This is a genomic window from Thermus caliditerrae (genome assembly GCF_021462525.1).
GTDB lineage: Bacteria > Deinococcota > Deinococci > Deinococcales > Thermaceae > Thermus > Thermus caliditerrae.
The window spans coordinates 149435-170447 of the sequence record NZ_JAKEDT010000002.1 but is presented as its reverse complement, the minus strand read 5'-3'; the positions used below and the strand labels follow the sequence as shown (position 1 = coordinate 170447).

General features: G+C 67.8%; 20 protein-coding genes and 1 other RNA gene. 10 read left to right on the top strand and 11 right to left on the bottom strand.

Going from position 1 to position 21013, the window contains the following annotated elements:
- The first annotated feature begins 15 nt into the window (after positions 1-15).
- Complete coding sequence (locus L1088_RS02795) at positions 16-1107, top strand: aminopeptidase (RefSeq protein ID WP_234553628.1); 1092 nt, start codon at positions 16-18, stop codon at positions 1105-1107.
- Here the strand turns inward: L1088_RS02795 and L1088_RS02790 are convergent.
- Positions 1104-1874: a DUF2705 family protein gene (locus L1088_RS02790; RefSeq protein ID WP_234553627.1), complete on the bottom strand. Its 771-nt coding sequence runs from the start codon at positions 1872-1874 to the stop codon at positions 1104-1106. The two genes, L1088_RS02795 and L1088_RS02790, sit on opposite strands and share 4 nt — an antisense overlap.
- On the bottom strand, positions 1867-2745 hold the full coding sequence (locus L1088_RS02785; protein WP_234553626.1) for an ABC transporter ATP-binding protein: 879 nt from the start codon (positions 2743-2745) through the stop codon (positions 1867-1869). The genes L1088_RS02790 and L1088_RS02785 overlap by 8 nt, the downstream gene beginning before the upstream one ends.
- 19 nt (positions 2746-2764) lie before the next feature.
- Between L1088_RS02785 and ffs the strand changes: the two genes are divergently transcribed.
- Positions 2765-2865, top strand: an RNA gene (gene ffs, locus L1088_RS02780) — signal recognition particle sRNA small type.
- Between the two features lie 83 nt (positions 2866-2948).
- On the opposite strand, the gene L1088_RS02775 is transcribed toward ffs, so the two are convergent.
- Entirely contained in the window at positions 2949-4151 is a 1203-nt protein-coding gene (locus L1088_RS02775; RefSeq protein WP_234553625.1) for a CaiB/BaiF CoA transferase family protein, read from the bottom strand.
- Positions 4152-4250: 99 nt separating this feature from the next.
- Here L1088_RS02775 and L1088_RS02770 point away from each other — a divergent pair, with 99 nt between their 5' ends.
- From L1088_RS02770 to L1088_RS02760, 3 genes are read left to right on the top strand one after another with little or no spacing between them, the layout of a single operon-like run.
- A complete protein-coding gene (locus L1088_RS02770) occupies positions 4251-4967 on the top strand; it encodes a carbohydrate ABC transporter permease (RefSeq protein ID WP_267960977.1) in 717 nt (238 codons plus the stop codon).
- A gap of 31 nt (positions 4968-4998) precedes the next feature.
- Complete coding sequence (locus tag L1088_RS02765; RefSeq protein WP_234553623.1) at positions 4999-5523, top strand: hypothetical protein; 525 nt, start codon at positions 4999-5001, stop codon at positions 5521-5523.
- Between the two features lie 9 nt (positions 5524-5532).
- Positions 5533-6045 carry a hypothetical protein gene (locus L1088_RS02760; RefSeq protein ID WP_234553622.1) on the top strand — a complete coding sequence of 171 codons (513 nt, stop codon included), beginning with the start codon at positions 5533-5535 and terminating at the stop codon, positions 6043-6045.
- On the opposite strand, the gene L1088_RS02755 is transcribed toward L1088_RS02760, so the two are convergent.
- Positions 6023-7270, bottom strand: a complete 1248-nt coding sequence (locus L1088_RS02755) for a replication-associated recombination protein A (protein ID WP_234553621.1) — start codon at positions 7268-7270, stop codon at positions 6023-6025. The two genes, L1088_RS02760 and L1088_RS02755, sit on opposite strands and share 23 nt — an antisense overlap.
- 132 nt (positions 7271-7402) lie before the next feature.
- Between L1088_RS02755 and L1088_RS02750 the strand changes: the two genes are divergently transcribed.
- Positions 7403-8086 carry a hypothetical protein gene (locus tag L1088_RS02750; RefSeq protein ID WP_234553620.1) on the top strand — a complete coding sequence of 228 codons (684 nt, stop codon included), beginning with the start codon at positions 7403-7405 and terminating at the stop codon, positions 8084-8086.
- 334 nt (positions 8087-8420) lie between these two features.
- Here the strand turns inward: L1088_RS02750 and phnE are convergent, their stop codons facing one another.
- Genes phnE through typA form a run of 4 tightly spaced genes read right to left on the bottom strand, consistent with a single transcriptional unit; the run spans position 8421 to position 13524 of the window.
- The gene (gene phnE, locus L1088_RS02745; protein ID WP_234553619.1) at positions 8421-10046 is read right to left on the bottom strand and encodes a phosphonate ABC transporter, permease protein PhnE; all 1626 of its coding nucleotides are present in this window, start codon (positions 10044-10046) and stop codon (positions 8421-8423) included.
- Positions 10043-10792, bottom strand: coding sequence for a phosphonate ABC transporter ATP-binding protein (phnC, locus tag L1088_RS02740; protein ID WP_234553618.1), 750 nt, complete (start codon positions 10790-10792; stop codon positions 10043-10045). Before phnC ends, phnE begins: the two co-directional genes overlap by 4 nt.
- Positions 10793-10846: 54 nt before the next feature.
- The gene (locus L1088_RS02735) at positions 10847-11722 is read right to left on the bottom strand and encodes a phosphate/phosphite/phosphonate ABC transporter substrate-binding protein (RefSeq protein ID WP_234553617.1); all 876 of its coding nucleotides are present in this window, start codon (positions 11720-11722) and stop codon (positions 10847-10849) included.
- A 38-nt stretch (positions 11723-11760) separates the two neighbouring features.
- On the bottom strand, positions 11761-13524 hold the full coding sequence (gene typA / locus L1088_RS02730) for a translational GTPase TypA (RefSeq protein ID WP_234553616.1): 1764 nt from the start codon (positions 13522-13524) through the stop codon (positions 11761-11763).
- Between the two features lie 52 nt (positions 13525-13576).
- On the opposite strand from typA, the gene L1088_RS02725 reads away from it, so the two are divergent.
- Genes L1088_RS02725 through folE form a run of 4 tightly spaced genes read left to right on the top strand, consistent with a single transcriptional unit; the run spans position 13577 to position 16134 of the window.
- A complete protein-coding gene (locus tag L1088_RS02725) occupies positions 13577-14443 on the top strand; it encodes a DUF1028 domain-containing protein (RefSeq protein ID WP_234553615.1) in 867 nt (288 codons plus the stop codon).
- Complete coding sequence (locus L1088_RS02720) at positions 14434-14814, top strand: NUDIX hydrolase (protein ID WP_234553614.1); 381 nt, start codon at positions 14434-14436, stop codon at positions 14812-14814. Before L1088_RS02725 ends, L1088_RS02720 begins: the two co-directional genes overlap by 10 nt.
- Positions 14795-15487 carry a gamma carbonic anhydrase family protein gene (locus tag L1088_RS02715; RefSeq protein ID WP_234553613.1) on the top strand — a complete coding sequence of 231 codons (693 nt, stop codon included), beginning with the start codon at positions 14795-14797 and terminating at the stop codon, positions 15485-15487. The genes L1088_RS02720 and L1088_RS02715 overlap by 20 nt, the downstream gene beginning before the upstream one ends.
- A gap of 38 nt (positions 15488-15525) precedes the next feature.
- Positions 15526-16134, top strand: coding sequence for a GTP cyclohydrolase I FolE (gene folE / locus L1088_RS02710; RefSeq protein ID WP_234553612.1), 609 nt, complete (start codon positions 15526-15528; stop codon positions 16132-16134).
- A 94-nt stretch (positions 16135-16228) separates the two neighbouring features.
- Here folE and L1088_RS02705 read toward each other — a convergent pair whose 3' ends face one another.
- From L1088_RS02705 to L1088_RS02695, 3 genes are read right to left on the bottom strand one after another with little or no spacing between them, the layout of a single operon-like run.
- A complete protein-coding gene (locus tag L1088_RS02705) occupies positions 16229-16660 on the bottom strand; it encodes a hypothetical protein (protein WP_234553611.1) in 432 nt (143 codons plus the stop codon).
- Positions 16661-16709: 49 nt separating this feature from the next.
- Complete coding sequence (locus tag L1088_RS02700) at positions 16710-17873, bottom strand: hypothetical protein (RefSeq protein WP_234553610.1); 1164 nt, start codon at positions 17871-17873, stop codon at positions 16710-16712.
- A gap of 31 nt (positions 17874-17904) precedes the next feature.
- The gene (locus L1088_RS02695; RefSeq protein WP_234553609.1) at positions 17905-21012 is read right to left on the bottom strand and encodes a hypothetical protein; all 3108 of its coding nucleotides are present in this window, start codon (positions 21010-21012) and stop codon (positions 17905-17907) included.
- Position 21013: the final 1 nt, after the last annotated feature.

The following is a 21013-nucleotide window of genomic DNA, read 5'->3' as shown; positions in this document are numbered from 1 at the left end:
TCCTATGATAACAGGGTGGAAGCGCGCTTGGCTGAGCTCTTGGCCGACTACTGCCTGGAGGCGGGGGAAGGAGAGGTGGTCGTGGTGGAGGCGGAAACCCCGGCCCTTCCCCTTTTGCCCCACCTGAAGCGGGCCCTCCTCGCCCGGGGGGCCTACCCCTTTTTCCGCCTCGGCTACCCGGGGGAGATACGGGACTTCCTGCGCTTCGGCGGGCGGTGGCTGGAGGAAGTTCCCGAGGTGGAGCGGGCGGTTTACGAGAAGGCGGACAAGTTCTTGCGGGTGCTTTCCGCCGAGAACCCCCTGGAGGCCGCTTCCTTGGACCCGGAGCTTTCCCTGAAGCACCAGCAGGCTTGGCGGCCCCTCGCCGAGCTTCGCCTCAAGAAGCGCTGGGCCCTCACCCTCTACCCTACGGTGGGCTACGCGGTGGGGGCGGGTATGGGGACGGAGGAGTTCCGGGAGTACCTTAAGGGGGCGTTATTCCTGGACCGGGAGGACCCGGTGGGCGCTTGGCGGGCCCTTTCCCGCTTCCAGGAGGCCTTGATCGGGAGGCTTTCCCAGGGGCGGGAGCTCCGCCTCCTGGCCCCGGGCACGGACCTGAGGCTTTCCGTGGCGGGGAGACGGTGGATCAACTCCGATGGCCGGCGCAACATGCCCTCGGGGGAGGTCTTCACCGGGCCCTTGGAGGAAAGCGCCGAAGGGGAGGTGCGCTTCAACCTCCCCGCCTTCGTGGGGAGTAGGCGGGTGGAGGGGGTCTACCTCCGTTTCCAAGGAGGAGAGGTGGTGGAGGCAAAGGCGGAGGTGGGGGAGGCCTACCTCCGCGCCGCCCTGGCCACGGATGAGGGAGCCCGGCGGCTCGGCGAGATAGGGATCGGCACCAACTTCGGCCTCACCCGGCCCACCGGCCTCATCCTCCTGGACGAGAAGATGGGGGGCACGGTGCACCTGGCCCTGGGCCGGAGCTACCCGGAGACCGGGGGCAAAAACGAGAGCGCCCTCCACTGGGATCTGGTCCTCTCCTTGGCGGAAGGGGCCCTCCTCCTGGACGGAAAGCCCTTGGTGGAGGAAGGGCGGTTCGTGGGGCTTCCCGAGCCCTACCCCTTGGCCTAGAGGTCCTTGCGCTCGAAGACCAAAGCCGCCAGGAAGGCAAAGCCCAGGGTGTAGATGAGGAGGAGGGAGAGCCCGAGCCCTGCCGCCTGGGGCCTCAGGTGGAGGTCCAAATAGGTGGTGAGAAGGAAGGGGCTTAGGGCGGGGAAGGCCACCAGGAGGCGCATGAGGAGGAGGGTGGCCACCGCCGCCAGGGCGCTGGCCGTGGTGGAGAGGAAGACCGTGGCGTAGAGGAGGGCTAAGGCGGCGAGGGGCAGCAGGACGATCCCCGCCAGGAGGTGGGCGGAAAGGAGCTGGCCAAGGGCCTCTTGGGCGCTCAGAAAGCCTACCCCGGCGAACCCTCCTGCCCCAAGCCCCGTGCCCCCGTAGAACCCTCCTAGCCCGTGGGGCAGGCCCGCCAGAAGGCTTCCCAGGAAGCTTACCCCCAGGAGGACGAAGGGATATAGGAGGGCAGAGAGGAGCTTGGCCAGGATCAGCCGGGTCCGGGGGAGGGGGTGGAGGAGGAGGCTTTTCAAGGTGCCTTGGCTCACCTCACTGCCCAGGGATTCGCTGGCCGCCATCACCACCAGGAAGGGAAAGAGGAACTCCATCCCCGCCAGGAGGCTTAGGGACACCACCTGCCAGCCCGAGGCCAGCACCAGGCCGTAGACCTCCTTGAGCCCGGGGGCCAGGGCCCAGAGGAAGGGGAGGAGGAAGGCGGCCAGAAGGCCAAGGCCCACGGAACGGAGGCGGAAGAGCTTGTAGAGCTCAAAGACGAAGAGCCTAAGCATGCTTCACCCTCTCCTGGTAGTAGGCCATGAGGTCAAAGCGCTGGGGTCCCAGGGCCTGCACCCGGTAGCCCTCCTTGAGGAGGGCTTGCAGGACCACTTCGGGGCTCCCCTCAAAGAGGATGGCCCCGCCCTGCATCCGGGCCGAGGCCACCTGGGGAAGGGTCTTGAGGAGGGCCAAGGCGCCTTCCAGGGGGTGGGCCTCGAGGCGGAAGACCTCCCGTCCCTCCAGGACCACCTCGTCCAGAAGCCTGCCCCCTCCCAGGATGCCCACCTTGTGGGCGTAGGCGCTCACCTCCTGCAGGTGGTGGGTGGAAAGGAGGACCGCCACCCCCTCCCGGGCCAGCTCCTGCAGGAGGCCGTGGACCAGCTCCACCCCTTCGGGGTCGAGGCCGCTGGTGGGCTCGTCCAGGACCAGGACCCTGGGCCGGTGCAGGATGGCCGCCGCCAGGCCCAGGCGCTGGCGCTGGCCCAGGGAATAGCTTCCCACCTTCTGGTCGGCCACGGCGAGGAGCCTTAAGCGAGCCAGTACCTCCGTGATTCGGCCTTCCTCCTTCACCCCGGCCAGATAGGCCCGCATCCTGAGGTTCTCCCGGCCCGTGAGGTAGGGATAGAAGGCGGCCGGAGCCTCCACCACCGCCCCCAGGTGGCGCCGGGCTTGGGGGCTTTTGTGCACGTCTTCCCCCAAGAGGAGGGCCCTGCCCTGGGTGGGAAAGGCCAGGCCCGTGACCAGGCGGATGAGGGTGGTCTTGCCCGAGCCGTTGGGCCCGGCCAGGGCGTAGACCTCCCCCGGTCTCACCGCCAGGCTCACCCCTTCCAGCACGGGCTTGCGGCCGTAGCGCTTGCCGAGGCCCTCTAGCCTCAGGGCTTCCATGGGTGCTATACTACCCGAGCCCCCGGTCCAGCGCGGCGGTCCGGGCGCGAACCGGGTCAGGTCCGGAAGGAAGCAGCCCTAAGCGCCACGGGTCGGGTGCCGCTGGGTAGCCGGGGGCCTTTTCCACAGGGTTATCCACAGGCCCTTTCCGGGCTTCCCAAGCTCCCTTTGAATGCCAGCGCCGACCAGGAGGGCGCTTTTTCCTATCCCCCTTCCCGCTTCGCGGCCCGGGCCACCCCCTTTTCCACAAGGGCCCTTACCTCCTCCGGGGTGAACCCCGCCTCCAGGAGCACCGCCTCCGTGTGCTCCCCCAAAAGGGGTGGGGGAAGGGAGGGGCCTGCGGGCGTTCGGGACAGGAAGCGCAAGGGGTTGGCCAGGGTGGGAAGGGCACCCAGGAGGGGGTGGCTGAGGGTCCAGACCGCTTCCCGGGCCTGGGCCTGGGGGTCCTGGAAGGCCTCGGCCAGGTTGTTCACGGGGGCGGCGGGAATGCCCGCCTCCTTGAACCTTTCCAGCCAGTACCCGCGGGGGCGGGTCTTGAGGGCGGCGGAAACCGCCTCCACCACCTCCTTGCGGTGTTCCACCCTTTGGGGGTTTTGGGGAAAGCGCTCCCAAAGCCCGGGCAGCTCCAGCACCTGGCAGAGCCGCCGGAACTGCTCGTCGTTGCCCACCGCCAGCACCAGCCAGCCGTCCGCCGCGGGGAAGGCCCCGTAGGGCACGATCTGGGCGTGGGCGTTGCCCAGCCGCCCTGGGGGCCTACCCGTGAGGAGGTAGCTCTCCCCCAGGTTGGCCAGGGCAAAGAGGCCCACGTCGAAGAGGGAGAGGTCGATGTGCTGCCCCAAGCCGCTTCGCTCCCGCTCGTACAGGGCCGCCAGGACCGCCACCGCCCCCATCATCCCCGTCATCACGTCGATCCAGGCCACCCCCACCTTCATGGGGGGGCCTTCCGGCTCCCCGGTCACGGACATGATGCCGGTGTAGCCCTGCAAGGCGGCGTCGTACCCCGGCTCCTGGGCCCTCGGGCCGGTGTGGCCGAAGCCGGTGATGGAGAGGTAGACCAGGCGGGGGTTAAGCTCCCGCAGGCTTTCGTAGTCCAGGCGGTACCGCTTGAGGTCCCCGGTTTTGAAGTTCTCCACCAGGACGTCGGCCCTTTGGGCCAGCCTCTGCGCCACCTCCTGGCCCTCGAGGGCCTTGAGGTCCAGGGCCAGGCTCTTTTTGCCGCGGTTGACGGAGAGGAAGTAGGCGCTTTCCCCCTTGGCAAAGGGGGGGCCCCAGCCCCGGGTTTCGTCCCCCCAGGGGGGTTCCACCTTGATCACCTCCGCCCCCAGGTCGGCCAGGATCATGGTGCAAAGAGGCCCTGCCAGGACCCGGGAGAGGTCCAGGACCTTGATGCCGGAAAGGGGCCTCATGGGGGCATCTTACGGCGTATAGTGGGGGTCGTGGTCCGGCTTCTCAAGCACCTCGCGGTCCTTGGCGTCCTCCTCTTTGTGGCCCTTCCTTTCCTCTGGATGGCCTACGCCGCCTTCATGCCCAAGGAAGCGGTGTACTCGGGCGAGCTCTTCTCCCAGGTGGGCTTCAGCCTGGAGAACGTCCAGGGCCTGGGCAAGGAGGGGTTCTGGGACCGCCTGCTTTTCTCCCTGGGACTTTCCTCCTTGGTGGTGGCGTTGGAGCTCTTCACCGCCCTTATGGCTGCCTACGCCCTGCGGGCGGGGCTGGGGCTTCTCCCCTTCTACCTGGTGCTCATGGCCATCCCGGCAGAGCTCCTCTTGGTGCCCCTTTACGGCATCCTGAAGGGGCTTTCCCTTTTGGACACCGTCTGGGCCTTGGTCCTGCCCTTTGCCGCCAGTCCCTTTGTCATCTACCTGGTCTACCAGGCCATGCGCGCCGTGCCCGAGGAGCTTCTGGAAGCGGCCCGGCTGGACGGAGCAGGGCACCGGGTGCTTCTTTTCCAGATCCTTCTCCCCTTGGTGCGGCCCACCCTGGTGGCGGCAGGCGTCCTGGCCTTCGCTGCCCACTGGAACCTGGTGCTTTACCCCCGGGTGGTGGTCTCGGACCCGAGGTTTTGGACCCTGCAGACCTGGCTCACGGACCTGCAGCGCAAGTACCCCACGGACTGGGGCCTGCTCTCGGCGGCGGCTCTCTTTTCGGTGCTCCCCATTATCCTCCTCTACCTGGCCTTTGAGCGGCGGGTGGTGGCCACCTTTGAGGAGGGGCTCAAGGGCTAGGGTGCTATCATAGGGCCAAGGGGGTGACAACGTGAGGGCGTGCTTGCTGGCCCTGGCCCTTTTCCTTTCCGGGTGCCTGCCGGTGGCGGTGTTGCGTAGCCCGGAACCGGTTTCCGGGCGGAGCCTAGCCTTTGGCCTTAGTGCCGTGGGTGCGGAAGGGGGTGCGTTCTTGATCCCCTATGCCACTTACGCCCAGGGAGATGGGCAGACCGAGTACAACTTCTCCGTGCAGCTTGGGCTACGGGTTGGGGTAAAGCAGGCCCTGACCCCTGGGCTTTCCTTGGACCTCGGCCTCACTTTGCCACCCTTCCTGGGCGGAGACGGGGTTCCCCTAGCGTTGGATGCGGGCCTCCTTGTGGGACTGGGGGGCTTTTACCTTTCCCCTCGGGTGCACTGGCTGGGGTTCACCTCCCAGGAGCTGAACGTGTCCGGCTTCCTCTACCAGGGCACCTTGGGCTATGTCGGTGAGGGGTTCCTGGGCGAGGTGGGGGTGCTTTTCAACCCGCAGGCGGGCGGGGCTGCCCTCTTCAGCCTTTCCGCGGCGGTCCGGCTTTAGGGGGGAACCATGAGGTGGGCCTTGCTCGCGGGCTTGGTTCTCTTCTCGGCCTGCGTGCCCATGGCCGTGCTCCAGCCCCCGGAACCGGTGCGGGGGGAGCGGTTTACCCTGGGGGGGAGCCTCTTTCCCGCCCCTATGAGTAGCCCCTACCCGGTCTGGGGCCTGCCCTATCTGGGCTACGCCGTGGGGGATGGGCAGAAAGAGTTTAGTCTCAGCTTTCAGGCTCCCCTCCGCCTGGGGGCAAAGGTACAGCTGGCCGAAGGGCTGAGCCTGGACGGGGGCGTCTCCCTCTTTGTCGACTTGAACCAGGGAGCGGTTACCGGGTTTTCCGCTGATGCCGGCCTCCTCCTGCGGATGGGCCGGGACTTTTACTTCTCTCCCCGCCTGCACCGCCTGCCCTGGGGGCCTTTAGCCCCCCAGCTCACCCTGGGCTACTGGGGGGAGGGGATGGCCGTGGAGGGAGGGTATGGCCCTGGGGGGCCGTATTTGGCCCTGGGCCTCAGCTTCCAAAGCGCGCCCTGAGGGCCTTGAGCCTTTCCCGCACCCGCTCTTCCCAGCCTTCCCCGGTGGCCTCATAGAGGCGGAGAGCCTCGAGGCCCTCCGGCAGGTAGGCCTGGGCGAAGCTCCCCTCCTTGTCCTCGTGGTAGTAGGCGTAGCCCCGGCCGTGGCCCAAGGCCTTGGCCAGGCTGGTGGGGGCGTTTCTAAGGTGGAGGGGCACGGGGGCCTCAGGGTGGGCTTGGGCCGCCGCTTCCGCCCTTTGCCAGGCGGCGTAGACGCTGTTGGACTTGGGGGCCAGGGCCAGGTAGATGGCGGCCTCCACCAGGGCGAGCTCCCCTTCCGGGCTTCCTAAGGCCTCGTAGGCCTCCTTGGCGGCCACGGCGAGCCTTAAGGCCAGGGGGTCGGCCAGGCCCACGTCCTCCGCCGCCACTCGGATAAGGCGGCGGGCCAGGTAGCGGGGGTCGGCTCCGGCCTTAAGGAGCCTGGCCAGGTAGTAAAGGCTTGCGTCCACGTGGCTTCCCCGGAGGCTTTTATGGAGGGCGGAGACCAGGTCGTAGAAGCGGTCCCCGCCCCGGTCCATGGCGAAGCGCTCCGAACCCAGGGCCTCCCGCACGCTCTCCTCGTCCACCCTTCCGAAGCTGGCGGCGAGCTCCAGGGTGTTGAGGGCGAAGCGGGCGTCGCCCCCAGCGGCCTGGGCCAGCAGCTTCAAGGCCCCCTCCTCGTAGGGGGTGCCGGGAAGGCCCCGGGGGTCCTCGAGGGCCCGCTTCAGGAGGCGGAAGAGGTCTTCCTGGGAAAGGGGCTTGAGGGGGAAGAAGCGGAGCCGGGAGCGCAGGGCGGGGGTGAGCTCAAAGGCGGGGTTTTCCGCGGTGGCGCCCACGAGGGTGAGGAGGCCCGATTCCAGGTGGGGCAGGAGGGCGTCCTGCTGCGCTTTGTTGAAGCGGTGGACTTCGTCCAGGAAAAGGACCAGTCCGCCCTCCCGCCGGGCCCTTTCCACCGCCTGCCGCACCTCCTTGAGCCCAGCCTCCACCGCGGAGATGTGCAAGAAGGGCTTGCCTACCCCCTCGGCCAGGAGGCGGGCCAGGGTGGTCTTGCCCGTCCCCGGGGGGCCGAAGAGGACCATGGAGGAAAGCCTTTTCGCCTCCAGCATCCGCCGCAGGAGTCCCCTTGGCCCCGTGAGGTGGGGCTGGCCCAGGACCTCATCCAGGGAGCGGGGCCTTAGGCGCTCGGCCAAGGGCTCCATCCTCCCCATCCTAAGTGTTGGCGCATGGGGCTTGCCTCAGCAGGTAAGGGAAAGGGCCATGCCCAAGGCCTTTCTGGGGCCCCCTCGTGAGGGGGGTACTTAAGCCCAGGGCAGGGGGGACGTGGTAGGCTGGGGGCGAGCATGCGCTGGCTGTTCCTCTTGCCCTGGGCCCTCTTCCTTTTGGGCCTATCGCCCCTGGCCCTTTTGGAGCCTTCGGGCCAGGCCGAACGGGGCCTTTGGCTTCTTCTCCTGGCTTTGGCGCTGGCGGCGGTAGCCAGCCTCTACTCCCGCTTCCCCGTGGCCTACGGGGTGCAGGTGTTTTTGGTGGCCGGTCTGGGGCTTCTGGCCTTTCAGGCGGCTTTGGAGAGTGCCCTCCTGCTCACCGGGGCGGAGGCTTCGGGGTTTGCGGCCTTGGGCGGTTTCCTGGGGGTTTTGGCCCTGGGGGCGGCCTTTTTCTTGGGCACGGGAAAGGAGGCCCCCCTTTTGCCCGCTTTGGAGGGGGTAGGGGGGCGGGAGGACCTTCTGCGCCTGGCGGGGGCCCTGGAGGGCCTGGCCCTAAGGCGGCCCTTGGTCTTGGTGTACCTCTCCACCTCTGCGCCACCGGAGCGGCTCCAGGGCGAACTGAGGCGGGGGGACCTGGCCTTCCGGCTCAATGGGGGGTACCTCTTGGTGCTTCAGGGAAGCCGCCCCGAGGACGCCGCCGGGCTTCTGCGGCGCCTTAAGGAGCGCTTTCCCCTCTCGGCCTACGCGGTGGAGCGCTGGCGGGGGGGGAGCTTGGAGCGGGTTCTGGCCCGCCTCGAGGCCGAGGCCCTGCTGCAGTCCTAGGCGCCCGCGCGAGGAGGTCGCCCCACCGGCCAAGGCTGCATTGGCTTGCCCCTGCCCTTTCCGGGGCCCCGTCGTGGCGTAACCCACGGCGGGGTGCTTAAAGCCTGGGTGTAGCTTTTGCCAGCTACACCGCCTCCAGGGTGTACGGGTTTTCCCTTTACCTCGCTTTGATGGCGCCCGTTCCTTCTTACCCTTAGCCTTAAGGAGGTTCACCATGGAACAGGCCAAGGAGATCAGCCAGGCGTGGCAGGAGGCCCTGGAAACCTACGGGGAGCGGGAAGAGGAGTAGGGCCTTAGCAAGCGGAAGGGCCGGGCCCAGGGGCCCGGCCTCTTGCTACACCAGGCGGCTTCGCAGCCAGCTGGAGGCGAAGTCGATGAGGTTCACCACCAGGACGATGGCGATGATGCCGATCACCATCTGGTCGTAGTGGCCCGCGTCCATGGCCCCTTTGATGAAGAAGCCGATGCCCCCGGCTCCCACCAGGCCCAAGACGATGGAAACCCGGAAGTTGATCTCAAAGCGGTAGAGGGTGTAGGAAACGAAGAGGGGAAGCACCTGGGGCAAGATGGCCCAGCGCAGGACGTTGCTCCCGCTGGCCCCCACGCTCTCCAGGGCTTCGATGGGGCCCTTATCCACGTTCTCGATGGCCTCAGAGTAGAGCTTGCCCAGGTCGGCGATGGAGTGGATGGCCATGGCCAGCACCCCGGCGAAGGGCCCTAGGCCCACCGCCGCCACCAGGATCAGGGCCAGGATCAGGGTGTCCACTCCCCGGTCCACGTTGTAAAACCCCCGCATGAGGTAGAAGAGGAGGCGGAGCACGGGGTTCTTTGAGGTGAGGTTGCGGGCGGCCAGAAAGCTGGTGGGCAGGGCGAAGAGAGCGGCCAGAAGGGTGCCCACCAGGGCGATCTCCACCGTGAGGAGCATCTCGCTGGCCACGCTTTGGAGCGGATAAATGCCGCTGGCCGGCTGGGCCAGGTTGGGGGGCCAGGCCCGGTCCAGGAAGTTCACCAGGAAAGGCCAGCCCTTGACCAGCTTGCCCAGGTCAAACTCCGTGGCGTCAAAGGCGGGAAAGACGCTGAGGGCCACCCCTGCCAGGACTAGGCCCGAGCGCAGGTCCCCCGCTTCCAGTAGCCCCGGGTTCCGCAACAGCCAAAGCCCTGCACCTGCCATCACCCCCAAGAAGAGGAGCAGGGCCACCGCTCCGTAGCCCAGGGCCTGGGGTTGCAGGAGGCGGTAGCCCGCCTGGGCCACCTCCTGGGGAAGCCGCCCCTCTCCCAGGCCGGAAAGGTCTTGGATGGGCTTCAGCGGTGGGAGGCCGATCTCCTGCCGCACCCGGTTCAGGTCCTCGAGGCCCTGGTTGTAGGCCGCTACCAGGACTTCCTCGGCTCCGGGTTCCGCGGGGAGCACCAGCTGGTAGTACCCCTCCATGCGGGGAAAGTAGGTGTGGCCCTGGGGGGAGTTGAGCCAGAGGAAGCTGCCCAGGGCTAGGGCTAGCCCCAGGGGGAGCCAGAGCCAAGTCCGTTTCCTTTGGGAAAAGGCGAGGACCAGGAAGGGCAGGAGGGCCAGGAGCCCCACGGCCCCTTCCATGAGCCCGGGGACAGGCTTCAAACGCACCAGGTGGGCGGGGCCTTGCAGGAAGGTGAGGAGGGCGAGAAAGCCTAGCCCCCCACCCAAAAGCCCCCCCAGGCCCGCAGGCCGTCCGCCGAAGTGGGCCAAGGCCAGGGCGAGAAGCCCCCCCAGGGGCACCAGGGCCAGCTGGGGGGCGAAGGGCAGAAGGGCGAGGAGGGTGGGCCCCAGGGTTTCCCGGGAGAGGTAGCCCACCGCCCCCACCAGGGGAAAGGCCGGGGTGACCACCAACACCCCCAGGGCCCCGGCCACCAGGTAGCGGCGCACCGAGCCCCGGCCCAGGCCCAGGAGGCCTGCCAGGAACGCGCCGAGGAGAAAGAGGACCAGGCTCATAGGGCCTCCAGATTCCCCGCGTAGACCCTGCGCTCCACCTCCGGGGTCAGGTCCTCCACGGGTCCGTCAAAGACGAGCTGTCCCCTGTTGAAGGCCAAAACGCGCCGCGCATAGCGCCGGGCCAGCTCCAGGACGTGGATGTTTACCAAGACGGTCACCCCTTTTTCCTGGTTGTACTCCTTGAGGATGCCCAGGATGACGTCGGAGAGCCGGGGGTCCAGGCTGGCCATGGGCTCGTCCGCCAGGATCAGCTCCGGCTCCTGGGCCAGGGCCCGGGCGATGGCCACCCGCTGCTGCTGTCCGCCGGAGAGCTGGTCGGCCCGGGCCCGTTCCTTGCCTTGGAGGCCCACCCGGCGGATCTGCTCCAAGGCGAGGGCGGTGTCCTCCTCCCGGTAGAGGCCCAAAAGCCCCTTCCAGGTGGGGAGATAGCCCAGGCGTCCGTGCAGGACGTTCTCCAGCACCGTCAGGCGCTGGACCAGGTTGAACTGCTGGAAGATGAAGCCCACCCGGCGGCGGAAGGCTTGGAGCTCCCGGCGGGAGAGGCGGGTGACCTCCACCCCGCCCACCCGGATCTCCCCGGAGGTGGGCTCCACCAGGCGGTTCAGGGTGCGCAAAAAGGTGCTCTTGCCCGCCCCCGAGAGGCCGATAATGGCCACGAAGTCTCCCTGGGGGATGGACACCGAAACTCCTGAAAGGGCCTGGGTGCCGTCCGGGAAGACTTTGCTCAGGTTCTTGACCTCGATCATTGTTCCCCGAAAAAAAGCCCCCAGGGGTGCCTGGGGGCCGAAAGGGCTAGGTCCTCACTTGTCCTGGCCGGAGATGCGGCGGGCTTCCCGCACCACGTCGTAGTCGGCGTCCTTGGCCGGGATCATGTAGTCGATGCGGTAAAGGTTCTGCAGGAGGTTGCACTTGGGCGCTTTGCAGCGTTGGATGGCGGCGGCGATGCCCTTGGCCAGGTTGGGGTACTTGGTGAGGAAGTCCTTGGAAACCGAGAAGGTGTCGCCGGGGATGGGTTTGGAGTAGAAGATGGCGGTGATCTGCCGGGCCTCTTCGGGCTTCAGGAACTGGGTCCAGGCCCCCGACTTGTTCTTGTCGTCGTTGGCGAAGGTGGCGGCGGCGTCCACCGACTTGTTGAGCACGGCCAGCACCGCGGCGTCGTGCTTGCCGGCAAAGACCTGCTTGGCGAAGAAGGTGTCGGGGTTGATGCTCCGGCTCACCAGGGCCGCCCGCGGGAAGATGTAGCCGGCGGCGGAGAGGGGGTCCACCCAGGCGATGGTCTTGCCCTCGAGGTCCTCAATCCGCTTCAGGCCTGAGTCCTTGCGCACGATGATGGCCGACCAGTAGAAGGGGTTGCCGTTGCGCACCGACTTGAGGAGCACCTCGGCCCCCGCCTCCCGGTGGGCCAGCACGTAGCCGTCGGGGGGGAAGAAGGCGAACTCCAGCTTGCCCGCCTTCATGGCCTCAATGAGGCCGCGGTACTCGGTGGGGACGAAGATTTCCACCTCCACCGTGCCCTTGAACTCCTTCTCGATGTAGTCGGCGATGGCTTGGGCGGCCGCCTTCAGCTGGTCGGAGTTCTGGGTGGGGTTGAAGCCGATGCGCACCTTCACCGGGGCCTGGGCCAGGCCCAGGCCGAGGCCCATGAGGGCCAGGAGGAGAAAAACCCAACGCTTCACGGGCCGATTCTACACCCTGGCGGTCCTTGGGCAAGGGGCTACTTGCCCACCAGGCGCCTGCGCTGGCTGGGATCCAGCACCTTCTTGCGCAGGCGCAGGCTCTTGGGGGTCACCTCCAGGAGCTCGTCCTCCGCCAAAAACGCCAGGGCCTCCTCCAGGGAGAGCCGTCTCGGGGGGGTGAGGCGGATGTTCTCGTCGGAGCCGGCGGCACGCACGTTGGTGAGCTTCTTGGCAAGGGTGACGTTCACGTCCAGGTCGTTTTCCCGCACGTGCTCCCCCACGATCATGCCCACGTAGACCTCGGTGCCCGGCTCAATGAAAAACTGCACCCGCTCCTGCAGGCGGTTCAGGCTGTAGGCGGTGGCCACCCCCGCCTCCATGGCCACGGCGCTTCCCGTGGTGCGGGTGGGAATGGGGCCAGCCTCGGGGCCGTAGCCGTGGAAGGTGTGGCTCATGAGGCCTTCTCCCCCGGTAAGGGAGAGGAAGAGGCTACGGAAGCCGAAAAGGGCCCGGGCTGGGATGACGAACTCCGCCCGCACCCTTTCGCCCACCTCCATGTAGACCATCTCCGCCCGCCGGGCCCCTAAGGCCTCCATCACGCTGCCAAAGCGGTCCTGGGGCACCTCCACCACCAGGAGCTCGTAGGGCTCGAGGCCGTCTTTGGTGAGCACCCGGGGCTGGCCCACGCTGAACTCGTACCCCTCCCGGCGCATGGTTTCCAGGAGGATGGCCAGGTGGAGCTCCCCCCGGCCCTTAAGCTCGAAGACCTCCGGGTTCACTTCCTCCACCTGCAGGGCCACGTTGGTGCGGAGCTCCTTCAGGAGGCGCTCTTTCAGCTTCTGCCCCGTCACGTACCGGCCCTCCCGGCCAGCGAAGGGGGAGGTGTTGGCGGTGAGGGTGAGGGCCACGGTGGGCTCGTCCACCTGCAGGCGGGGGAGGGCTTCGGGGGCCTCCTGGGCCGCCAGGGTGTCCCCGATCTCCGCCCCCTCCACCCCGGCCAGGGCCACGATGTCCCCGGGGAGGCTCTCCTCCACCTCCACCCGCTCCAGGCCCTGGTGGGTGTAGACCGCGGCCACCTTGGCCAAGAGGCTGGCCCCTTCCTTGAGGATGGCCACGGTTTCCCCCTTGCGCACCCTCCCCCGGGCCACCTTGCCGATGGCCACCCGGCCCAGATAGGGGGAGTGGTCCAGGTTGGCCACCAGGAGCTGGAAGGGGCCCTCCGTCCAGCGGGGTGGGGGGACGTGCTCCACGATGACCTGGAAGAGCTCATGGAGGTCGTTTCGGGGCTCCTCCCGCCAGGCCCGGCCCTCCCGGCCGATGGCGTAGAGGTAGGGGAAGTCCAGCTGGTCGTCCGAGGCCCCCAGCTCCACCATGAGGTCAAAGGTGAGGCTTAAGACCTCGTCGGGGCGGGCCTCCTTCTTGTCCACCTTGTTGAGGACCACGATGGGCTTTAGCCCCGCCCCTAGGGCCTTCCTCAGGACGAAGCGGGTCTGGGGCATGGGGCCCTCGGCGGCGTCCACCAGGAGGAGCACCCCGTCCACCAGGGAGAGGGCCCGCTCCACCTCCCCGCCGAAGTCCGCGTGGCCTGGGGTGTCCACGATGTTCACCTTCACCCCGCCCCAGACCACCGCGGTGTTCTTGGCCAGGATGGTGATGCCGCGCTCCTTCTCCAGGTCACCGGAGTCCAGGATGCGCTCCCCCTCCTCTTTGGAAAGGGCCTTGGCTTGGCGGAGCATGGCGTCCACCAGCGTGGTCTTGCCGTGGTCCACGTGGGCAATGATGGCAATGTTTCGGATCTCCATGGGTGCACCCAATCCCCCCACTTTACCACGGGCGGGCGCGTAGGATAAGGGCATGGTGGTGGCCACCTTCTCCCTGGTGGCCCGGGACCCGGAAACGGGGGACCTGGGCGTGGCCGTGGCCAGCAAGTTTCTGGCGGTGGGGGCGGTGGTGCCCTTCGCCCGGGCAGGGGTAGGGGCCATCGCCACCCAGTCCTACGCCAACCCCCGCTTCGGCCCCCAGGGCCTTGCCCTTCTAGAGCAGGGGGCAAGCCCGGAGGGGGTTTTGGAAGCCTTCCGCCGCACCGATTCCGGGCTGGAGCGGCGCCAGTTTGGCCTGGTGAGCGCCAAGGGTGAGGCCCTCACCTTTACCGGGGCGGAGTGCCACCCCTGGGCCGGGGGGCTTTCCGGAGAGGGGTATGCCGCTCAAGGAAACCTCCTCTCGGGCCCCGAGGTGGTGGAGGCCCTGGTGGAAACCTTCCTGCGGGAGGAAAAGGCCCCCTTTCCCGAGAGGCTTCTCCTGGCACTTAAGGCGGGGGAGGAGGCTGGGGGGGACAAGCGGGGCAAGCAGTCCGCGGCGCTTTTGGTGGTGGGGGAAGGGAAGGGGTACGGGGGGCTTTGGGACCGCTACATCGACCTCCGGGCCGACGACCACCCCGAGCCCGTGGACGAGCTCTTCCGCCTGCTCTCCCTTCACCGCCTCCTCTTTGAAAGGCCCCGGGAAAAGCGCCCCCTCACCGAGGAGGAGGTGCGCTGGCTGCAGAGGGTCCTCCGGGCCCAGGGGCTTTATGCGGGGGAGGCCCACGGGGTCTTTGACCGGGCCACGGAGGAGGCCCTTTTGGCCCTCGTGGGCATGGAGAACCTGGAGGAACGCTACGGGGGAGGCCTGGAGGTGGACGAGGCCACCTTGGCCTACCTGAAAGGGAGGTACCCATGGAGCTAGGGGCGGGGGGCGTGGTCTTCAACGGGAGGAAAGAGGTGCTCCTCCTGCGCGACCGCATGGGCTTCTGGGTCTTCCCCAAGGGGCACCCCGAGCCGGGGGAGGGTCTGGAGGAGGCGGCGGTGCGGGAGGTGCGGGAGGAAACCGGCGTGGAAGCGGAGGTCCTCCTGCCCCTCTTCCCCACCCGCTACGTGAACCCCAAAGGGGTGGAGCGGGAGGTGCACTGGTTCCTCATGCGGGGGGAGGGGGAGCCCAGGCTGGAGCCGGGGATGACCGGGGCGGGCTGGTTCAGCCCCGAGGAGGCCCGGGCCCTCCTCGCCTTCCCCGAGGACCGCAGGCTTTTGGAGGTGGCCCTTGAGCGTCTACCGCTTTGAGGACAAGACCCCCAAGGTCCACCCCACGGCCTTCATCGCCCCCGGGGCCCATGTGGTGGGGGCGGTGGAGGTGGAGGAGGGGGCCTCCATCTGGTTCGCCGCCGTAGTGCGGGGGGATCTGGAGCGGGTGGCCATCGGCCCGGGCAGCAACGTGCAGGACGGGGCCGTCCTCCACGCCGACCCAGGCTTTCCCTGCCTTTTGGGGGCCCGCGTGACCGTGGGCCACCGGGCGGTGGTCCACGGGGCGGTGGTGGAGGAAGGGGCCCTGATCGGCATGGGGGCGGTGGTGCTCAATGGGGCCCGCATCGGCAAGGACGCCGTGGTGGGGGCGGGGGCGGTGGTGCCCCCGGGGATGGAGGTGCCCGCAGGGATGCTGGCCTTGGGGGTTCCGGCCCGGGTGGTGCGCCCGGCAGAGCCTCCGGGGAACGCCCCCCGCTACCGGGCCCTGGCGGAGCGCTACCGGGTGGGCCTCTTCCCCGTGGACCCGCCCCGGCGCTTCCGCCTCACCCTGCGGGGCCAGGACGCCCTGAACCCCTTTAGCGAGCTGCACCTGCGCCTCAAGCGGAGCCGAAAGGAGGCCCTCGAGGCCCTGCAGCGGGTGGCCCAGGGCTTCCCCCTGGCTCCGGAGGCGGCTTCGCCCCTCCTGGAGGAGGGCTTCATCGTTCCGGAGTGAGCCCGGGGCCACACAGGAAAAGCGGTAAGGAGGGCACCATGGAAGGCAGAATGGTGGAGTTAGAGGAGACCGGTCTCACCTTTGAAACGGAGCTGGACCTGGAGCGGCTTCAGCGCCTTGCGGCTGAGTGGCTGGAGGTCATTGGGGAAGACCCTGCTCGGGAGGGGCTCTTGAAGACCCCCGAGCGAGTGGCCAAGGCTTGGGCCTTCCTCACCCGGGGCTACCGCCAGAGCCTCCAAGAGATCGTGAACGGGGCGGTCTTCCAGGCCGAAGGCAGCGAGATGGTGGTGGTGAAGGGCATTGAGTTCTACTCCATGTGTGAACACCACATGTTGCCCTTTTTCGGCCAGGTGCACATCGGCTACATCCCAGACGGGAAAATCCTGGGGCTTTCCAAGTTCGCCCGCATCGTGGACATGTTCGCCAGGAGGCTCCAGGTGCAGGAGCGGCTGGCGGTGCAGATCGCCGAGGCCATCCAGGAGATCCTCCAGCCCCAAGGGGTGGGGGTGGTGGTGGAGGGGGTCCACCTGTGCATGATGATGCGGGGCGTGGAGAAGCAGCACTCCCGCACCGTCACCAGCGCCATGCTGGGGGTTTTCCGGGAAAGCCAGAAAACCCGGGAGGAGTTTCTAAGCCACCTCAAGTGACCTCCTCCCGTCCTGAGCCCTCTTCCGCTGGGGATGGGCCGGGGTACGTGAGGGTAACGGAAAACCCCCTGCAGGCGCAGGGGGTTTGGGGCCGTTACTCGGGGGGTTGCGGCGGTGCGGGCACCTCGCATCCCGGCACAGCCATCTGTGGGGCCAAGGTCTGCACGTTTACCGGGATTTCCGCGTCCCCCACACCTTCCACGTGGAGGCGCAGGATGCCGCTTTGCGCTCCTTGGGGAACACGGAACATGAGGGTGGCCGGGTTCTCTGCCTGGGTGATCTCAGGGGACTCGGCGGGGAGGCCGGGTTCGGGGGGAAAGAGGGCGTGGTTGGCGCCGCTGTCCCACTCCGCCTGGGTACCGAAGGTGTTGCCCTTAAGGGCCATCCAATCCCCGGCCCGCACGATGCACCCGGAGACCACATCGGGCTGAACGCTTTGGATGCGCAGGCTCCCCGTGGTCTTGATGCCTTGGGGAGCAGTGCAGGCCGCGAGGGCCAGAAAGACAAGCCAAAAAGCCTTTTTCATGTTGGCCTCCTAAAACCCCGGGCGGCCTCTGCCGCCCGGGACAAAGGGCTTACTCGCTACAGTGGCCGGGGCCGATCAGGCCGTTGTTGTAGCTGTCCAGGGTGGCGGCGTAGCTCTTAGCCTGGTTGGCCAGGGTCTTGCTCAGGGAGTCGCTGGGCTTATAGGTGCCGAAGAAGCTTTCCGCCCAGGCCATGGCGGCGTCCACCGCTGGGGTGGTGGCGGCCCCCTTCAGGAGGTTCAGCTTGGCGGCGATGAACTGGTGGGCCAGGATGTAGTAGGCGTTGCCCCCGGAGGGAGAGGTCCAGAGGACCTGGTAGTAGCTTTGGCCGGAGAGGTAGAAGATTGTGTCCTCGCCGAGCTTGGCCCAGGTGCTGTCGTAGGGGGCGGGGCCGTACTTGGAGTGGGTCTTCCAGTAACCCTGGGTGAGGGTGCAACCCCCGGCGCAGGGCACGTTCACCTGCACCGTGGCCGAGGCCGAGCCTTGGGTGCCGGTGGTGTTCGTGGTGAAGGTGGCGGTGTTTTTCACCTCGTACTGGCCGCAGGAGTCAAAGCGCACAGGGCGCTCGAAGAAGTAGGTCTGGGAGATGATCCCTTCGGGAGTGATGCCGCTGATGGCGCTCACCAAGGTGGCGGAGGGGTCTTGCACCGTCACGCTCCCGTCCACCACCTCGGTGGGGGCGGTGAAGGCGAAGCTGGCCTGGGCGGAGGCCGTGCCGCTTTCCCCGCCGCTATTCCAGCTCACCGTGGCGGTGTTGGTCCGGCTTTGCCCGTTGGGCAGGCTTTGGCTGTAGGTGCAGCTCAGGCTTTGCCCTGCGGGCAGGGTGTAGGGGAGGCTTACACCACAGTTGAGGGCTACGGTTTCGCCTGTGGAAAGGGTATCGCTAAGGGCCTGCAGAAGGACGTCCACGCTGCCCGTATTCTTGATGGTAACCGTGCCCTTTACCTTGAAGTCCGAGTCGGTGGGGGTGCCCACCAGGGAAACCGCGTACTTCACCAGGTAGCTCTGCCCCGGGGCCAGGGTAAGGGTCCCGCCCGCAGGGTCCGTGACCTTCTTCTCCATGGTCCAGCGGTAGGTGCGCTTGAACTCGGGCACCGCCGTTTTTTCCACCGTCACCGAGGCCCCCACCGCCACCTGGGGCTTGACGCCTTGGGGGGCCTGGGAGCAGGCTCCAAGGAGCCCTGCCGCTAAAAGCACTGCCTGCCAATACCGCATATCCATCCTCTCCTTTCCTGGATCCTCTTGCTCAATGGTTCGCGCTCTCCGAGGGGATGGCCAGGTCCAGTTCTCCCAGTCCTTCCCCATCGGCCAGCACCAGAAGGGTATGGTGACCGGGGCCTAAGGGCACTTCCCCGGTCCAGGTATAGCCGTCCTCGCTCTTTAGAGTGAAGCTTTGGCCCTTGGCCGTAAGGGCCACCTGGGTGGCCCGGAAGCGCAGGGTAACCTTGACCTTGGGCCCTTCCAGGGAGCTTGGGCTGTAGAGGGAGCCGGATACCACCTGCAGGAAAAGGGGGGCCTCGGCCTCTTCCTGGCCTTTGGCCCTTACGGTCAGGGCATGAAACCCTGGGGCCAGGGGCAGACGCACCCGGGCGGTGTAGTAGTTTCCCTCCTGCCGGACTAGGGTTACTGGGTCCGAGGGGAGATCCAGCCAGACCCGCTCCGCTTCTCCTTGGACCAGGGCCTTGACCTCCACCTCGGCTCCGGCGATGGGGGTGGAAGGGTCGGCGGTGGCCACCAGGCTCAGACGGCCTGCGGTATAGGTCACCTCCACCTCCCGCTTGGGGGGGGCGGCCACCACCTGGACCTCCGCCACAGGACCGCTCGGCTCCACCCGCACCTGGGCTGCCTTTTCCTCCCGGTAGCCCTCGGGTAGGTAGCGGGGGTCGGGGTAGACCCGGTACTCCCCGCGGAAAAGCCCGCCGATGAGGGCTCGGCCATTGGCGTCCGCCCGGGTGCACCGCTTCACCACCCCCTCGGCGCAGACGCCGGCGAAGGCCAGGCCCTGCTCGTTTCCGCCGTCCAACACCTGGACCGCCAGGGTGGTGGCGGGAGCAAAGGGCAGGTTCTTCTCCAGGCTGGCGTTCAAGGTGACCTGTACCCGTTCCTCCCCCAAGAGGGCCAGGGTGGCGGGAAGGTTACCGAAAAAGAGGACGCCCTCGCCAGCAGCGGTGAAAAGGCGGTAGCGGCCCTGGGCGTCGGTGGTTTCGCAGGTCTTTCCCAGGCAGACCCTCAGGCCCGCTAGAGGTGCCTCGCCTGGATCCAGGCGCCCGTTCAGGTTCTCGTCGCGGAAGGCCTGGCCCGCCACCTCGCCTCCCTTGCGGCCGCCGAAGAGGTCCACCACCTCTTTGGGGGTGGTGAAGGTGAAGGTTTGCGTGTAGGCCAGGCTCAGGCCAAAGTCATGGCGGATCCCGGCTTCTTCCAGGATGAGGGTGTAGGAGGCTCCTAGGGAAAGACTGGGTTCCAGGAAGTTGCGCTGGAATAGGGAAAGGCCAAAGCGCTGGCTCGCGCTTTCTTCCAGGCGGTACTCGTAAGAGAGGCGGGTTTGCAGACTTCCCGGCCAGAGCTGGTTCCAGGCAGCCCCGTAGAGGGTGAGGTCCTTTTCCGTGCCCCGCTTTGCCAGGTACTGCCCCTCGAGGCTCCCCCCGCTTAGGGCTAGGCGCAGGAGCAGATTGCCCTCCAAAACGGGGTTTTCCTGGACCAAGTAGCGCAGGTAGCCGGAGAGGCTGAGGTCGGGGGTGCCCAGGGTGAGGCTGGCCTGGTAGCTCTGGTTTTCTGGGGCTTCCCCGGAAAGCTTGCGGTTCACGCCGTAGCTCAGGCTCAGGCTACCTGCGTACACCCCGGGTTCGCCGAAGGCGGTGCTGAGGCTTGGGGCCAGGCCGAAACCCCGGCTTTCCCCCTGTTGGCGGTAGCTGCCCGTGAGGCTCACGAAAGCCCCCGCCACCGGCTGGGCGTACAGGGTGAGCTGGCTCTGCCACAGGCCCTGGCTGGGCCCGAACTGCAGGCTGCTGCTTCCCCGCAGGCCCAAGGGATAAAGGCTCCGGCTTCCCCCCGCCAGGCCCAGGGTGTGCAAGCCCGCAAGGGGTATGCCGCTGTAGCTTTGCACCAGCTCCAGGTTCTGGATCTGCCAAGTGAGGCTCTGGCTTAGGCCGAAGGCGAGGCGGTAGCCCTCCCCGGCCTGCCCGCTGAGGTCGGTGCCCAGGCCCAGGCTGAGGCCGCTTTCCAGGGGTAGGCGGTAGCGCAAGCTGAGGCTGTCCTGCCGGCCCGTGGGGGCGGTCTGGGTGGTAAGGGCGCCCTGCAGGTCCAGGTTTTTGTCCAGGCTCACTGCGCTGGCCCTAAGGCCCAGGGCCTCTGGGCGGTAGGTGCCCTCGAGGCTAAGCCGTGCCGGGTCCAGGCGGAAGGTGCCCGCCAGGCCAAAGCTCCCCTGCCCCCCTTGGGCCCGGGCCTCCCAGCCCTCCCCCTTCAGGCTCAGGGTGAGGGTCTGGGGCAGGCGCAAGGGCTCGGCCAAGCTGCCCGTGAGGGGGCTTGGGGTGGCGGTGGCGGCCACGTAGTCCGAGAGGGCGCCGCTCAGGCTGGGGGCGAGGAGGTAGCCCACCTGGCCTCGGAGCTGGCCCCGCTCCAGACTGGCCCCTAGGCCCAGGGCCAGGCCCAGGCCCAGGGTGAGCTCGGGGTCCTTGCCCCGGCCCTGCCCCACCAGGGGGTCGTTGAAGAGGACGATGACCCCGGCCTCCCTGCGGGCTGCGGGCGCGCCCTTGGGGGTGGCGCGAAGCTTCATGTAGAAGCGGTAGCCGGCGGAGATCTGCCCCTCGGGGCTCACCATGACCCGCACCGCCCCCGTTTCCCCGGGGGCTAGGCTGAGGCCTGCCGGGTTCAAGAAGACTTGGGCCATGGCGGCCTCGGCCTCCAAGAGAACCTCCACCTGCTGGTTGGAGCGGTTGGTGACGTAGACGGGAAACTCAAAGGGCCCGCCCAGCTGGGCCTCGAGGGCGGCAGGGGCGGAGAGGGCCACCTGGATGAGGGGAAGCACGGAGAGCTCCACCTCGGTGCGGGCCACCTCCTTTTCCTCCACGTAGGCCACCACCAAGGCTTTTCCCTTCGTGCCCGCAGGCAGGGGCGGCACCCTGAGGGTGAAGCTTAAGGACTCCTCCTTCCCCTCCAGCACCGCCTGCCTTTCCTGGGAAAGGGCCTGCCAGCCTTCGGGGGGAAAGAGGCGGAAGCGCACCGGGCCCTGGCCCTCCACCCTGAGGCCCAAGGTCAGGTAATCCCCGGGGGTGCCCGCCAGGCTGGGGCCCGGCAGGAAGCGCACCTGGGCCAAGGCAAGCCCCAGGAGGAGAAGAAGGGCCAGAAAGCGCTTCATC